General features: G+C 61.8%; 11 protein-coding genes and 1 pseudogene. 3 read left to right on the top strand and 9 right to left on the bottom strand.

The genetic code is table 11. The annotated features are described in order from the left end of the window. Positions 1–12 precede the first annotated feature (12 nt). The 3 genes from styD (at position 13) to AC1DN0_RS24930 (ending at position 6,067) form a co-directional block, all read left to right on the top strand. A complete protein-coding gene (gene styD, locus AC1DN0_RS24940; RefSeq protein WP_441635239.1) occupies positions 13–1,503 on the top strand; it encodes a phenylacetaldehyde dehydrogenase StyD in 1,491 nt (496 codons plus the stop codon). Positions 1,504–1,721: 218 nt separating this feature from the next. Next, entirely contained in the window at positions 1,722–3,890 is a 2,169-nt protein-coding gene (locus AC1DN0_RS24935; protein WP_441635237.1) for a PQQ-dependent dehydrogenase, methanol/ethanol family, read from the top strand. A gap of 146 nt (positions 3,891–4,036) precedes the next feature. Continuing rightward, positions 4,037–6,067, top strand: coding sequence for a TonB-dependent receptor family protein (locus AC1DN0_RS24930; protein WP_477146081.1), 2,031 nt, complete (start codon positions 4,037–4,039; stop codon positions 6,065–6,067). Positions 6,068–6,164: 97 nt separating this feature from the next. Here the strand turns inward: AC1DN0_RS24930 and AC1DN0_RS24925 are convergent, their stop codons facing one another. The 9 genes and pseudogenes from AC1DN0_RS24925 to AC1DN0_RS24885 form a co-directional block, all read right to left on the bottom strand. After that, complete coding sequence (locus AC1DN0_RS24925) at positions 6,165–6,914, bottom strand: glycosyltransferase family 25 protein (protein WP_441635233.1); 750 nt, start codon at positions 6,912–6,914, stop codon at positions 6,165–6,167. A 315-nt stretch (positions 6,915–7,229) separates the two neighbouring features. Further along, positions 7,230–7,889: a DUF799 domain-containing protein gene (locus AC1DN0_RS24920; RefSeq protein ID WP_441635231.1), complete on the bottom strand. Its 660-nt coding sequence runs from the start codon at positions 7,887–7,889 to the stop codon at positions 7,230–7,232. Continuing rightward, a complete protein-coding gene (locus tag AC1DN0_RS24915) occupies positions 7,886–8,260 on the bottom strand; it encodes a DUF4810 domain-containing protein (RefSeq protein WP_441635229.1) in 375 nt (124 codons plus the stop codon). Before AC1DN0_RS24915 ends, AC1DN0_RS24920 begins: the two co-directional genes overlap by 4 nt. 24 nt (positions 8,261–8,284) lie before the next feature. Then, positions 8,285–8,965, bottom strand: coding sequence for a CsgG/HfaB family protein (locus tag AC1DN0_RS24910; protein WP_441635227.1), 681 nt, complete (start codon positions 8,963–8,965; stop codon positions 8,285–8,287). Positions 8,966–9,054: 89 nt separating this feature from the next. Beyond that, a complete protein-coding gene (locus AC1DN0_RS24905) occupies positions 9,055–10,542 on the bottom strand; it encodes a ShlB/FhaC/HecB family hemolysin secretion/activation protein (RefSeq protein WP_477146080.1) in 1,488 nt (495 codons plus the stop codon). Positions 10,543–10,564: 22 nt separating this feature from the next. Then, the gene (locus tag AC1DN0_RS24900; protein ID WP_441635223.1) at positions 10,565–10,786 is read right to left on the bottom strand and encodes a hypothetical protein; all 222 of its coding nucleotides are present in this window, start codon (positions 10,784–10,786) and stop codon (positions 10,565–10,567) included. Positions 10,787–12,171: 1,385 nt separating this feature from the next. Next, positions 12,172–12,660, bottom strand: a complete 489-nt coding sequence (locus AC1DN0_RS24895; RefSeq protein ID WP_441635221.1) for a hypothetical protein — start codon at positions 12,658–12,660, stop codon at positions 12,172–12,174. A 16-nt stretch (positions 12,661–12,676) separates the two neighbouring features. After that, on the bottom strand, positions 12,677–12,943 hold the full coding sequence (locus AC1DN0_RS24890; protein WP_441635219.1) for a hypothetical protein: 267 nt from the start codon (positions 12,941–12,943) through the stop codon (positions 12,677–12,679). A 1,261-nt stretch (positions 12,944–14,204) separates the two neighbouring features. Continuing rightward, a pseudogene (locus AC1DN0_RS24885) lies at positions 14,205–15,689 on the bottom strand (hypothetical protein); the annotation flags it as partial.

Genomic DNA, 15,689 nt, shown 5'->3' with positions numbered 1-15,689 from the left:
CCGGAGACGAAGATGAATGCACCCGTGGAAGCCCGCAGCGGCCTGAACCAGGCCATCCGCAATGCCATGCTGATCGACGGCGAGTGGCGCCAGGCCGAGTCTGGCGAGACCTTTGCCGTGTTCGATCCCGCCACCGGCGAGGAGATCGCGCGCGTGCCCGCCGGCGGGGCGGCAGATATCGATGCCGCCGTGGCGGCCGCCGGGCGCGCCTTTGCCGGCGGCACATGGCGCGCCATGATGCCGGCCCAGCGCGAGCGCCTGCTGCTCAAGCTGGCCGACCTGGTCGAGCAGCACGGCGACGAACTGGCCCGGCTGGAGACGCTCAACAACGGCAAGCTGCTGGCCTTCTCGCAAGGCCTGGAGGTGGGCGGCAGCGCGCAATGGCTGCGCTATATGGCCGGCTGGGCCACCAAGATCGAAGGCAGCACGTTGGATGTGTCGGTGCCGTTTCCGCCGGGAACGCGCTACAGCGCCATGACGCGGCGCTCGCCGGTGGGCGTGGTGGGCGCCATCGTGCCGTGGAATTTCCCCTTGCTGATGGCCGTCTGGAAGATCGCGCCGGCGCTGGCCTGCGGTTGCACTGTGGTGCTAAAGCCGGCGGAGGAAACCCCGCTGACCGCGCTGCGGCTGGCCGAGCTGGCGCTCGAAGCGGGCTTCCCGCCGGGCGTGCTGAATGTGGTGACTGGCGACGGCGTGCCCGGCGCGGCGCTGGTGGCGCATCCCGGCGTCAACAAGATTACTTTCACGGGCTCCACGGAAGTCGGGCGCCTGATCGGCGCGCGCTGCGGCCAGGATATCCGCCGCGTGTCGCTGGAGCTGGGCGGCAAGAGCCCGGTGATCGTGCTGGACGATTGCGATCCCGCGCACGCCATCCAGGGCGCGGCCGGCGCCATCTTCCTCAACCAGGGCCAGGTCTGCACGGCCGGCTCGCGGCTGTACGTGGCGCGCCGGCACTATGACCGGGTGGTCGAGGGGCTGGGCAAGGTGGCCAATGCCACGGTGCTGGGTTCCGGGCTCGATCCCGCCAGCCAGATGGGGCCGCTGGTCTCGGCACGCCATCGCGACAAGGTGATGGGCCTGATCGGCACCGGGCGCAGCGAAGGCGCGGAGATCGTCGCGGGCGGCGATGCGCTGGACCGTCCCGGCTATTTCGTGCGGCCCACGGTGGTGGCCAACGCCGCGTGCAAGGACCTGACCCTGGTGCGCGAGGAAGTCTTCGGGCCGGTGGTGGTGGCCATGCCGTTCGACGATCCCGAGGCCGTGCTGGCCGAGGCCAACCGCTCGGAGTACGGCCTGGGCGCCAGCATCTGGAGCAACGACCTGCGCGCGGTGCAGCGCCTGGTCGATGGCCTGGATGCCGGCACGGTCTGGGTCAATACGCACAATATCGTCGATCCCAACATGCCTTTCGGCGGCTACAAGGCGTCCGGCGTCGGGCGCGAACATGGCCGCTCGGCGATCGAGGCCTACACCGAGATCAAGTCGGTCTGCATGGCTTACTGAGCAGAGCGGCACTGCCGCAAAAGGCAGGGGCGTGCCTGGCGTCATCCTCGGGGTAATCCCGAGTGTGTATAACGCGCCTCTGCCGCCATCCTTAGGATCGCTGCAATCCGGTGGTGCGGCGGGCAATGTCCGCCGCACCATTGGCCAGCCGCTGGCACAGAACCAGCCTGGCTTCCCCCCCAGAAGAAGCAAGAATAAATAAAAGAAGAGGAGACACAATGAGCCAAGAATCCAAGCGGGCTTTCTCCTGCTGGCCGGGCGCCGCGCGGCGCACCGGCAAGCTGGCCATGCTGGCGGCAGGACTGGCCGCGGCCTCGCTCGCGGCCGCGCAAACCAAGCCGCCTGCCAGGGTTGCCAGCGCCGACCACATCCGTGCCGTGACCCGCGGCGTGGATGGCGCCTTTATCGAGACCAACGCCGCCAAGACCCCCGACTGGCCCAGCTACGGCCTGGACTACGCGGAAACCCGCTTCAGCCGGCTCTCGCAGATCAATGCCGACAACGTGAAGGACCTGGGGCTGGCGTGGTCCTATGACCTGGAATCCACGCGCGGGGTGGAAGCCACGCCGCTGGTGGTGAACGGCATCATGTATGTCAGCGCCTCGTGGAGCGTGGTACACGCCATCGACACCCGCAGCGGCAAGCGCATCTGGACCTTCGACCCGAAGGTCGACAGGTCGATCGGCTATAAGGGCTGCTGCGATGTCGTCAATCGCGGCGTGGCGCTTTACCAGGGCAAGGTGTTCGTCGCTGCCTACGATGGCCGGCTGATTGCGCTCGATGCGGGCACCGGCCGCAAGGTCTGGGAAAAAGACACCATCATCGACCGCAGCCACTCCTACACCATCACCGGCGCGCCGCGCGTGTTCAAGGGCAAAGTCATCATCGGCAACGGCGGCGCGGAATACGGCGTGCGCGGCTATATCACCGCCTACGACGCGGGCACGGGCGAGCAGAAATGGCGCTGGTTCACGGTGCCGGGCGACCCAGGCAAACCGTTCGAGGACGAGTCGATGGCCAGGGCAGCCAAGACCTGGGACCCGGCCGGCAAATGGTGGGAAGCCGGCGGCGGCGGCACGGCATGGGACACGCTGGCCTTCGACCCCGAGCTCAACCTGATGTACGTGGGCACCGGCAACGGCTCGCCCTGGTCGCGCAGCAAGCGCAGCCCGGCCGGCGGCGACAACCTCTACCTGGCCTCCATCGTCGCGCTCGATCCCGATACCGGCAAATATGTCTGGCACTACCAGGAAACGCCTGGCGACAACTGGGACTACACCTCCGCCCAGCCCATGATACTGGCCGACCTCAACATTGGCGGCAAGGCACGCAAGGTCATCCTGCACGCGCCCAAGAACGGCTTCTTCTTCGTCATCGACCGCACCAACGGCCAGTTCATCTCGGCCAGGAACTTCGTCGATGTGAACTGGGCCAGCGGCTACGACCAGAACGGACGCCCGATCGAGCTGCCCGAGGCGCGTGCCACGGACAAGCCTTATGACGCCATCCCCGGTCCCTATGGCGCGCACAACTGGCATTCGATGTCGTTCAACCCGCAGACCGGACTGGTCTACCTGCCGGCGCAGCATGTGCCGCTGAACCTGATGGACGACAAGAACTGGACGTTCAACGGCAAGCAGCCTGGCCAGCCGCATGGCAACGTGGGCTGGAACACGGCGAAGTTCCTCAACGCCGAGCCGCCCGCGAGCAAGCCCTTCGGCCGCCTGATTGCCTGGGATCCGGTACAGCAGAAAGCCGCGTGGACCCAGGAATACGTCTCGCCGTGGAACGGCGGCACGCTGACCACCGCCGGCAACCTGGTGTTCCAGGGCACGGCCGACGGCCGCTTCATCGCCTACAACGCCGCCACCGGCGCCAAGCTGTGGGAATCCCCCACGGGCACCGGCGTGATCGCGGCACCCGTGAGCTACATGGTCGACGGCAAGCAGTACGTGTCCGTCGCCGTCGGCTGGGGCGGCGTCTACGGGCAGGCCCAGCGCGCCACCGAGCGGCAGGGGCCCGGCACGGTCTACACCTTCGCCGTGGGTGGCAAGGCGCCGATGCCCGCCTTCGTGCAGTACCGCGCGGAAGGATTGCTGGCGGGCGTGAAATATGACCCCGCCCATGTCGCGGCAGGCACCGCGCTCTATGTCAGCAATTGCGTGCTGTGCCATGGCGTGCCTGGCGTGGATCGCGGCGGCAATATTCCCAACCTTGGCTATCTGAACGCCGCCTATATCCAGAACCTCGACAAGTTCATCTTCAAAGGCCCCGCCCTGGCGCGCGGCATGCCGGACTTCACGGGCAAGCTGAGCATGGAGGATGTCGAGAAGATCAAGGCTTTCATCCAGGGCACCGCCGACGCGATCCGGCCCAAGGCCAATTGATCGCCGCGCAGGGCCGCCCGCGCGGCAGGAAGGGGAGCGATCAACGGACCCAGGGCAGGAAGATGGCAGGCAGCAAGGGCGGTGCGCGAAGCCGGAAACCAGTTTCCGGGCTGGCTTCTTACCGTCTGTGGTGCCTGGCAGCCGCCATGCTCGCGGCCGCGCCGGGCGTGGCTTGTGCCGAGGAAACGCTCCCCGACGTGGTGGTGAGCGTCAGCCGCGCCGAGCAGAAGCGCTTTGACGCGCCGGCCGCGATCGACAATGTCCCGGTCGATTCGCTGGCGACCCCGAGCCCCTTGATCAACCTCTCGGAGCTGCTGACACTCGTGCCTGGCGTGGCCGCGCGCGAGCGCCAGAACTACTCGCAAGACCTGCAGCTTGCGGTGCGCGGCTTTGGCAGCCGCTCCACGTTCGGCGTGCGCGGGGTGCGGCTGTATGTCGACGGCATTCCCGCCACCATGCCGGACGGGCAGGGGCAAGCATCCACTGCCGATCTCACCAACGCCAGCCGCATCGAGGTGCTGCGCGRCCCCTTCGCCCAGCTCTACGGCAACGCCTCGGGGGGCGTCGTGCAGATCTTTACGCCCGATCCGCCCAAGGCGCCGATGGCACGGGTGGGGAGCGGCTTCGGCTCCGACGGGCAATGGATGACCAGCGTGGCCGTCGGTGGCGGTAACGACAAGATCGGCGGCGTGCTGGACGCATGGACCTTTGAAACCGACGGCTACCGCGACCACAGCGCGGCCCGGCGCCGCCAGCTCAACGCCAAGGTGGTGGCGGAACCTGTCACCGGCACCCGCGTCACCCTGTTGTTCAACGCCTTCGACCAGCCGCAGGCGCAGGACGCGCTCGGCCTTACCCGCGCCCAGGCCGATGCCAACCCGCGCCAGGCGGTGCCGCTGGCCACGCAGTTCAATACCGGCAAGACTGTCCGGCAGAACCAGGGCGGCGTGCAGGTGGAGCAGCGCCTGAGCGAGCGCGACAATCTTGAGTTCCGCCTCTACGGCGGCACGCGCCAGCTAACCCAGTACCTGGGCTTCAGCGGCATCGCGCCCTCGTCGGCGGGCGGCATCGTGGATATCGACCGCAGCTATGGCGGCGGCGCGCTCTCGTGGCACCACAACACCACGTTGAACGGCCTGCCGCTGCTGTGGAGCGCCGGCGTCGACGCCGATGGCATGCGCGACGCGCGCACCGGCTTCGTGAACCAGAACGGCACGCAGGGCGCGCTGCGCCGCGACGAGACCGACAAGGCGGGCAGCCTCGGCGCCTTTGCCCAGTTCGACTGGACCTGGAACCCCGCCTGGCGGCTCGTGGGCGGCGTGCGTGCCAGCAAGGTCAGGCTGCGCATCGACGATCACTACATCACGGCGGCCAGCCCCGATGACAGCGGCACCGCCACGTATAACAACGTGAGCCCGGTGCTCGGCGTGGTCTGGCAAGCGCTCGACTCGCTCAACGTCTATGCCAACCTGGGCCGCGGCTTTGAGACGCCGACGCTGACCGAGGTGGCCTACGGCCCAGGCGGCACCGGCACCAACCTTGGCCTGCAGCCATCCACCAGCCGCCAGGGCGAGATCGGCGTCAAATGGCAAGGCCAGGGACACCGGCTGGAGGCCGCGCTGTTCGATGCCGACAGCCACGACGAAATCGTGCCGCTGGCCAACGACAACGGCCGCTCCGTCTACCAGAACGTCAATGGTGTGCGCCGGCGCGGGCTGGAACTGGGATGGCGCGGCGTCTACGGCCCCGGAGAACGCTACGGCACCGGGCTGGCCTACACCTGGCTCGACGCCTTCTTTGGCGACGCTTTCCGCAATGCGCAGGGCGCAACGGTTGCCTCCGGCAATCGCCTGCCCGGCACCGCACGCCACAGCTTGTTCGCCGAGGCAACGTACAAGCCGGTGGCCGACCTCACGCTGGGCGTGGAGATGCGCGTGGAAGGGCGCGTCTTTGCCGACGACCTCAACACGCAATACGCGCCGGGCTACGCCATCTTCAACCTGCGTGCCGGCTACAACTTCCGCGTGGGGCGCATGCGCTGGTACGCGTATGGGCGCATCGACAATGTCACCGACCGGCGCTACATCGGCTCGGTGATCGTGAACGAGAGCAACGGGCGGTATTTCGAGCCGGCGCCGGGGCGGCGGTTTTTTGTGGGGTTGCGGGCGGAGATTTGAGCGGTGGATGGGGGGCGCACAGCAAGCATTGGCGGGCGATGCGTCAGCGCGTGCTTCTTCGTGCCGCAAGTTTGCGGCCGATACTGGTGACCTCGATCTATCGCCAGATCTGACGCACATGCTTTTGCCAAAGCCGCTTCCAGGCGAAGTGCAATCTTTGCGCCTTCGCAGTACGACCGGGTTGCAGTGTTGTTTCAAAGGCGCCATTCTTGCTACCCTGTTCAACCACCGGATCCTCGAACCAGAGAATCTCATTGCCGACCAGCCTGTCCATCGCATCGAAGGCGAGGTCGATCGGCAAATCCATCTTGTTCGCAGACATCCATTCCAGCCTCGCGGATGCCTCGGTAATGCCAATGACATAGGAATCGGTAAAGCGTCCGCGGTTGTTCTTGTACAAGTGCTGACCAGCAATCCGTTGACTGCGAGGGGTGTACTGGTTTCCACCACAACCAAGATAAATGACGTGCGGGCACCGATGTCTCGACGACTCGATCAACGCTTGCTTCAGGCCGGCTGGAAAAGTCTCCGCCAACACTGCGTCATCCTCCAAAATCAGCGCACGTCGCCAGCCTCGAGAGCAAATACGCTCAAGTGCGACGATATGCTTCAGCGAGCAGGATTTCTGCGCTGGCCGAAGCCCCGTGCCCTTGAAGTATTTGTCATTGATTTGCTTGTCGATGTCGACGGCGTCAAACGCATGGACAAATTCGCCTTCTAGTCCGAATCTGAAAAGCTGCGCTTGAATATGCTTGCGGCGCTCGACAAACGAGCGAACGTTAATGATCAGGATGCCATCAAGTCCCAAGCGGCGAAGATCACTTGGAATAGTGCATGCGCTTTGCATCGGAAATACCCGCTAACGTTGTTGATTGAACCCGGATGGCAAGCACTATCCGTTGCGTCCCAGCTTCGAATCATGCTGGGACGCCCCCAATTAGTAACTCGCTCGGAGTGGCCGCCAGGCTTCAGGGATGGTCCGGGCTAGAACGCAATGCCGATTTGCGCCGCGATGCAGGGCTGCCGCGTGCGGAAGAATTCGGGCTTCCTGACGGCCAGCCAGGCGTCACCTTGCAGGCCAACGCGGTGTAGCCGCCCATGGAGCACTTGCGGGTGAACACTACCGGCGGGCGGCAGCACTGCGGCAGCAGGCGCTGCACCATCAATCCGAGCCGTACCTGGCGGAGCGCGGACCGTACAGGATGCTGCCCGGGCTGCCGGCCGACAGCAGCTGCAGGCTCGCTGTTCCCGCGACCGAATAGCTTGCATCCGACACGCTGTTGATCACCTGCGCGATCGCCGCAGCCACGAGCATCCCGACCAGGCCTCCGCCGGCGTTGCCAGATTGGCTGTTGGATGCCGAAGCGGCGCCAGTCCAGAGCGTGCCCCCTGTCCGCAAATCCACGAGCGTCGCCTTCGCGCTTACGACCGTGGCGCTGTTAACCACCTGGAACTTGGTCCCGTAGTCCGTTACCGTGATGTAGAGGGCGGCATCCGCGCCGAAGATGTCTCTGAGCTTCGCTGGCGGGACGGCATGGATATCACCCGGCGTCGTCAGGCCATTCTGGCGGAAGGTCTCGTCCACCAGGGCCACCGGCAGCACGTAGTACCCGGCCTCGGCAAGCGGATAGCTGACCTGCGACAGCATGCTGTAGGTCGCCGCGACGTCAGGCGACTCGTTCAGCGGTGGCAGGACCACGATCGAGCGCGGCTTGCTCTCCTTGTAGGCGGCGTAATCGACATTCCTGGATGGCGCCGCGCACCCGGCGGTCAGCGCTGCGACGGCCAGGAACGCGAGCGCGCGCTTGAACATATCCCTCATTTCTTGCTCCCCCCTTGCTTGATGTTCTTCATCAGGAAATCCACATAGGCGGACGACTCCGGAAACAGGGTCTTTTCCGTCTGGAACTCGCGGACCATCTGGTCATCCTTGCCAACATCGGCGTACAGCATGCCAAGATGCGCGTGGTAGCCCGGCGGCGGCGTATTGCCCGCTGCCATGATCTTCTGCAGATCGCGTTCAAGCGCTTCAATCTGGGCTTGCTTCGATTCGCCCTTGAAGTACTGATAAACCTGCGGCTGGTAGCTCTCCCACTGATACAGGGGCTTGGCTGGCGCGGCGCAACCCGCCAGCAATGCGCTTGCCGTGAGCGCGAGTGTCGCCAGGCGGCACGGCTGGAATAATGTCTTCACAGTTTTTCCTCTGGATATTGGCATTCAGGGATTGCGCGGCGTCAAGGCGCCGGCCTCGACCCCGTTGACCAGATTCGTCACGGCCTCGCGCATGGCGAGATCCAGCACCTTGCCGTTGAGTGTCGAGTCATAGCTGGAGCTGCCGCCAAAACCGATGACCTCGCGGCTAGACAACGCGTACTCGCCCGCGCCCTGGCTGCTGAACACCACTTCCGATGTCGCGATATTGACCACGTTCAGGGCCACCTTCGCATAGGCCACCTGCGACTTGCCGCGGCCGAGAATGCCGAAGAGTTGCTGGTCGCCCACTTCCTTGCGCCCGAACTCGGTCACGTCGCCGGTGATCACGTAGTCGGCACCCTTGAGACGCTGCGCCTGGCTCTTGATGCCCGCCTCGCGCTTGATCTCGTCCAGGTTGTCGCGGTCGAGAACATGGAAGCGGTTGGTCTGTTGCAGGTGCGTGATCAGGACAGTCTTGGCCTGGCCGCCCAGCCGGTCGATGCCATCGGAAAACACGCCGCGCATATAGCTCGAACGGTTATCGAACTTCCCGACTGCGATCGGCGTGCGCACGCCCACGTAGGGGCGGCTGGCACTCTCGACCTTCTGCACGGGCAAGGCAGTCGATGATTCGGTCGCGCAGCCGCCAAGCAGGGCGAGCAGCCCAGCCGCGGCAAACAGCGATCCTGCTGTCAGTCTGTTCATTCGGTCTTCTCCTCTTGGTTAATCAAACATGCAAACGATTCACGTTCTTGGGCGCGCATCGATTGCGCGATACCCCCGGGCTGCGGGGCCTAAAATTCCACACCGATCTGCGCCGCGATATTGGGCGTGTGCGTGCGGAAGAACTCTGGCTTCCTGACCGGCCTGCCGAGCGTGACCTCGTAGGTCAGGGCGGCGTAGCCACCCATGGCCCAGCGCCCGCGCGCTCCTATCACGGCACCCATCAGCGACTGGCCCGCCAGGAACCCGGCGGATGGGCCGCTGACATGTCCCATGTCGAAACCCAGGAAGGCTTCCTGGCCCGTATTCGCGAGTTGCCAGGCCAGTTCGTTGCGCCAGGTGATGCCGTTCTCGGCGGCAAGGGTCAGCTGTTCATCGAAACCGCGCACCGAATAGCGGTTGCCGATGACGAAGTAGTCGGACGGCAGGATGCGGGTGCGGGCGTACTGCATGCGCACGTTGCCCTGGTAGCGCAAGCGCTCCCCGGCGGCCTGGAATGGCACCATCAGTCCGGCGTTCGCCAGCACGATCTCCGACTTGCCATCCCAGCCGGGCTCGCCCAGCACAAAGCCGGGCGACCTGGAGTGCGCGGGCAGTGACGCGCGCCATGCCGCGCCGACATCCAGCACCGTATTGCCGAGGTACTGGCGGTGCGCGGCGCCGGCCTCGAAGCCGACGAAATCGCGGTGCTGCACTTCGATATCGATGCCATCCAGGGTGGAACGGGCGGTCTTGCGGAACACCTTGCCGTACAGGCTTGTCTTGCCCGAGGCATTGCGGAACGGCACGTAGCCAAGTCCTGCCTCGATCTGCGTGCTGCGCCCGCCATAGACGATGTCGCTGTCGAAACCCGCCACCGTCTGGTGGTATCGCGACTGGTTGGCATTGAAGAAGGCGTTCCAGTAGCCGAAGGGAATGCTGTAGCTGATCGCCGAAGAGCGCGTCCCCGCCGCGCCGTTGCCGGCATTGGCATTGGTGCTGCCGGAGACGGTCAGGCTGTCGTACAGGAACAGTGGCGAGTCCACCGTCAGCGTGCCACCCATCTGGTAGCGTCCGGTGCTATCCAGCCCGGCGTTGTCGCCTGTCACGAGGGCATGCCAGCGTTTGCCGGTGCCGGCCTTGATGATCAGCTCGGTGTCGCCGGGGTTCTCGCCGGGAACGAGATCGATGCTGGCATCGGCCTGTCCCTGCAGGCGGCGCACGTTCTCCGTGCCCTGGTCCAGGTCGCGCTGATTCACCAGGCCGCCGGGGCCGGTGGGCAAGGCCACGCGCCACCAGCCGGGCGCGCCCTCGGCCTTGACACCAGAAATGCGTCCGGCCACCACGCGCAGGCRCAATTCGCCGCCGGCGAGATTCTGGTCCGGGATCACCACGCGCGTGGTCATGTAGCCTCGGGCGAGCAGCCGCGCGGAAAAATACTCCTGGATGGTCGCCAGCCCCTTGCCACCGACGCACTGGGTGGGCAGGATGCCGGCCTCGGCCTGGAGCCATGCAAAGTCCTCCGCACCTTCCCAACGCACCATCTTGATGAGAAAGCAGGGCGACTCCGCGGGCAGCATCAGCGGTCCCGCGATGCCGTTTTTAATTGGGGGAAGCCGTGAGTACGTCAGGGCGGGCCATGGCGCGCTCACGCGCGGCTTCCTGCTGTTGTTCCTGACGGCGCTCGATGGCGGCGTGCGGGGTGGCCGGCGGGAAGAAGGGCAGGGCCTGGGCAACCGCGAGCGAAGGCAGCGTCAGGATGAACGGGACAAACGGGGCGACACCGCGCGTCATGCGGCGCGCGTTGCGGAAGTGCATTGACATAGATTGACGCGGTTTGCATGTCAGTCAATTCGACTCGGAGGTTAGTGATTTGGTCGGGTTGAATCTCTGTATTCTTTTGTGCGACTACCGCTTCGCTTTTATATGCGGAGTGCAACAGATGGCGCGGAAAACAGCGCTCATTGATAATCCGCGAGCGAGAATAAATGATCGAAATTTTCGCAACATCGAGAAGTGGTGTTGCTGTGGCAAAAGAAATCCGATCATCTTCTCTCCTTCGGGTTTGACTAGGCATTGTTGGCGCCAGCACCGCTAGCCTCGGTGCCGATGCATCCCCCGCGCAAGCGCGTTGCCGCTTGCCGGAGACGGGCTACGCCCACGCAAGACGGAAGATACCGAGTCTGAGTCCAGATTGAAATCGGACAGATCCGAAAATGGGTTAGGAAATTTCCTAATTAATTAATTCAGGGCCAAATTTGACCAGGTTCTGAATAATCTGCAGTCGTTGGGGAGTCACTGCTGGTAGGCGGCCTGCCGCTGCAGGCGGCGTATGTTTTCGATGCTTTGGTCGATGTCGTGCTGGTTCGCGGGTGCGCCGGGCATGCATCACAGGGCGGGTCATGGCGCGCTTATGCGCGGTTTCCTGCTACTGATCTGGCGCCGCTCAATGGCGGCGTTCGGGGTGGCCGGCGGCAAGAAGGGGAGCGACTGGGCAACCGCGAGCGAGGGCAGGGGCAGGATGAATTCTTCTCTTTTTCATCGTCTCCGGTGCTGAAAGGCTGCAATGGCCACGTAGCCAACACCGATAAAGGCACCGAGAAGTGCGGCCTTCTTGAGCCGAGTCTCTGTCGCAACTAGGTCCCAGCTTGTCCAGGGCGCGCCTGCTTGAAGGTGCTCAATGAATGACCTTTGAGTCCCGCTGGCACAACGCGAGAAAATCCCGCACCAATTTCGTTGATAAGGTTCAAGCAGTAACTCTCGAAGGATCGGTGAGGCGAGTAAGTCCAGGCAGGATACCAGCACAACCATCATCGCGAAAAAAATTAAGGCCACATAGATAGTGCTACGGATTACTAAGTTTCTATTATTTTTCATCTATTTATGCCTTGCGTTCGATGTGGAGGCGAGAGTGAAGGGGGCGGAAAGCTACCTCTTTGGAGGTTTTTTGCGTACTAGGAGAATAATCGCGTAGACTAGCTCAAGAGATAGCCAAAATAGGCCTAAGAAGCTAAATGTAAATATGGCATGTTGATGCTGCTCAATAGTTATAACGGTGTGGGTGCGAAAAATGTCATTGTATAGCCATAGTATAAAATCCCGTAACCAATGCACGGCAATAATAATCAGGATGCAAAATGTCACGCGTGCGGATATTCCAAGCCATCCCGGATTTTTAAAAGCTCTGTCCATAAGATTTGTCACACCTATCATTTCGATTCCTTGCCGGGGAGAAATGGCGGCCATGACCCGCCAACTGTACCAGTCGTGACTGATGTATTTCCGGGTAGTATGTTCGGGGTGCCTTGCACTCCCTGGTCAGCCGTATCGACGGCGGCACTAGCTGGCAGTGAGAGAGCATTCTGCGCGTAGAAATTATTGATTCGGTCCTGCGGCAGATAGTTGGCATACATCCAAGCATCCGCCTTTTGTGCGGCGGTCGGCTGAAACGAATAGCTGATGCCGCACGCAGCGCACGAAGGATCCGCAGGGAGCATCATGCGAGCCTGACTCAGGAAGCTACTTGCCGCTTGGTCCCATGCATTGCCAACGCCATGTTGCACTTGCCGGAATCCTTGTTGTGCGAGGCGCTGCTCTGCGTCAGCAACCTGGACATCGGACGGAGCTTGCCCGCCATTGAGCCGCTGTGCGAAAGCCTTGGCATTGTCTTTGATCCACTTCTGCTCATCCGGATGCAACTGCCGAATGAACCGGTCATGTCGCCCAGCCCTCTAACGCATGCGAATACTGAGCATGGGCCTCGCCCAGGTCGTCATACTTGAACAGGGGCCCTTCGGTATTCGCGAAGTACCATCGATATTTGTCATGAACCGGCGGGAATACTTCACCGCGCTCAATATCGAAAAACAAACCAGTCATAAAACCCAAAACCATCTCTGCGTCCTCATCAAACTTTGCATGGCGAGTCAACAGAGCATGCAGTATCCGCGCCCTTTCTTGCAATTGCTCGATCTGATCCATGTTTCACTATGTAATGTGAACGGGTCAATCTTCGTCGGTGTTTTCCATTGTTGGTACTATGACCTGTTGCGCGCCACCCGGCATTGCTGCGGAAATCCAAGGTTATACGATACGCCGGCAGTGGACTTTTTCATGCCGGCTCGCGAATTCACGAAGGCCATCTACGGTTTTTGTCTGTCAATTTTCTTTTTCCTTTCAATCTGCCGTGTTTTTATCCACGCATATAAATACCAGGCTGAAATTTCTAGCATCCATAGCAGACACAGAGCTGAAACAGCGTAAAAGTATTTTTTGGTAACGTTAAACCCAAGTAGTTTTAGAATTACCAGCGGTAGTAGCATGATCCAAGGGGCAGTAATTCCCTGGGCTGCCCACAAAATTTTCTGCAATGTGTTCTTCATTTATTTGGTTTTTGTGGGGGTGGGAGGGAGGAGCCATCATCCTGAGCCGCATTACCGAATCCGATGCCAATGAGAGGTGCCGATTGATTTGGCTTCTGAAGTAACGCTGGAATTCCAGAATTAACGTATGCTGGGAACAGGAGGGCTGCTCTTCCTTTTATATATTACCCGGATTTCGCGCCAGAGGCGCCAAAGAGGGAGCCAACGGTGGCTGCACCTACTAAGCTATTGCTATCCCCGTAAAGCATATTTTGAAACTGCGCATTTAAAATGGAATATACGCTACCGAGTACGGCATTTCCATACGCGCCTGTGTTCATGCCTACGGGTTTCAAGATTGCCCCGCTAACCGTAGCCATAGCGGTTTGTCCGGGTCGAATTCCACCAGTTACCAAAACTTGTCCTACCATATCTGCAACGCTGCTCACAACACCGCCAATACCTCCGGCGGCGGTGCAGGTCGTCGGATTGATCGAGCAATTCGCAACGACGTTTCCCGCCATTGAGTTGCTGTGCGAAATGCATGGGATTATCCAGAATCCACATCTGCATCGTCCCGATGAAACTGCCGATTGAAGCGTTCAGCGATCGACTTTTGTGTCGCGCGACGCAACTAGCAGCTTGATCGCGTTAATAGCTTCTACGAAAAAACCTACCGCGATCATGCACATGAAGATGCGCACTAACAGCATCTCCTTGTCGCGATCAATAATTTAAGTTTCGGTCGAAAAAATGCCGCTCAATCCACACAGAAGCATCGCCAGCGTGAAATATAAAAAATAGGAAGAGAAACTCAAATCCGACTCTGAAGAAGATACCAGCCCAACCATTCTGTCGCAGTAGATCATCAATCTTTCGCATCATTGCTTTCCCGTTTTTTTACTCGGAAAAAACGATCCAAATCCTTGGGTGAAAGAGCCCGCCGTTGCCCCAGTGTTTGCAGGATAGGGATTTGGCGAACCTTGGAGCAAGGCGGGTATGTTTGGCTTCAGCCCATTGGGGTAGACCAGCGACGGCAGAGTCTGCCCCGCCAGCTTTGTTACTCCTAAGCCGATTGGGTACGCAGCACCGCTGAATGTCGAGCCAACGGCACCCGCGAATAGAATGCTATTGTTTTCGCCATAGAAAATATTATTGAACGCTGTATTTGCAGCCGCACCGGCCCCACCGACCAACACGTTGCCTATGAAGCCGACGTTACCACCAATCGGTCCCGTGATGGCCCCTGTTCCACCAGCAAACAGAGACTGGAAAAGGCGAATGGTGCCTGTTTGCGCATATTGGCCGGAAGCATCCATTCCACCACCCACCGTCCCACCAATTGCTGCATATCCAAAGATTCCCCCAGCAGCAGTTGCTATAGGCGCCCCAACCAACAGTGCCGCCGCAACCGGGGCGGCGATCGTACTAGCCCCCATCAAATTGTTAATAGTCTGCGCTCGCTGGTTAGCTGCACTAACAGCGGCGCTCGTTGGTTGTGAGAGGTCATTCTGCGCGTAGAAACTACTGTTCCGGTCCTGCGGCAGATAGTTGGCATACATGTCAGCATTGGCTTTTTGCGCTGCGGTCGGCTGGAATGAGTAACTAATCCCGCATGCGGCGCAGGAAGGATCGGCAGGGAGCATCATGTGCGCCTGGCTCAGGAAGCCGCTCGCAGCTTGGTCCCATGCATCGCCAGCACCGTTCTGCACTTGACGAAAGCCCTGTTGTGCAAGGCGCTGCTCTGCGTCAGCAACCTGGACATCAGACGGAGCTTGCCCGCCATTGAGCCGCCGTGCGAAAGCCTTGGCATTGTCCTTGATCCACTTCTGTTCATCCGGATGCAACTGCCGGTTGAACCGATCCACATTCGCTGCCGCCGCCGCACCCGAGCCACCACCCACGATCGTACCAAAGCCACCCGCTGCGATATTGGCCGCCACATTTCCGAGCGCTTCATTCAGCCCCGCATTGCCAGTATCCAAACTCTCTGACACCGCATTGCCAAGCTCTTGAAGCTTGGGCGCAGCCAGCGACGACGCACCCGCACCGACTGCGCCGGCCACCGCGTTGCCGCCACCCAGGCCCGCAACAAGCGCGCCGCCTGCGGCGTGCAGCGCCGCACGGTAGTCGCCGCCTTCCTCCCAGTTCTTCGCGTCGGCAAGGTACTTGTGTTCCATCTCGCTATCCCCGGCGTCATGGGCGGCCTTGGCATTCGCACGCGCCTCCTTCTCCTTGGCGCCGGCCACGTCGCCCACCGTCTTGGCGACCGCCTCGCCGGCGGCCTGGGCGGCGGCCATCATGTCGGACTGCTTGTTCAGCACCTGGTCCAGGTTGGGGTTCTTGCCGACCGTGCTGTTGGTGCC

It is taken from the genome of Cupriavidus sp. 05N39 (genome assembly GCF_056397325.1).
Note: the sequence above shows the minus strand (reverse complement) of the source record. Positions and strands in the feature narration are given on the sequence as shown.

Bases quoted from the DNA above. Each gene is read 5' to 3' on its own strand.
- styD (WP_441635239.1), top strand. From the start codon at position 13: ATGAATGCACCCGTGGAAGCCCGCAGCGGCCTGAACCAGGCCATCCGC.
- AC1DN0_RS24935 (WP_441635237.1), top strand. From the start codon at position 1,722: ATGAGCCAAGAATCCAAGCGGGCTTTCTCCTGCTGGCCGGGCGCCGCG.
- AC1DN0_RS24925 (WP_441635233.1), bottom strand. From the start codon at position 6,914: ATGCAAAGCGCATGCACTATTCCAAGTGATCTTCGCCGCTTGGGACTT.
- AC1DN0_RS24920 (WP_441635231.1), bottom strand. From the start codon at position 7,889: ATGAGGGATATGTTCAAGCGCGCGCTCGCGTTCCTGGCCGTCGCAGCG.
- AC1DN0_RS24910 (WP_441635227.1), bottom strand. From the start codon at position 8,965: ATGAACAGACTGACAGCAGGATCGCTGTTTGCCGCGGCTGGGCTGCTC.
- AC1DN0_RS24900 (WP_441635223.1), bottom strand. From the start codon at position 10,786: ATGTCAATGCACTTCCGCAACGCGCGCCGCATGACGCGCGGTGTCGCC.
- AC1DN0_RS24890 (WP_441635219.1), bottom strand. From the start codon at position 12,943: ATGGATCAGATCGAGCAATTGCAAGAAAGGGCGCGGATACTGCATGCT.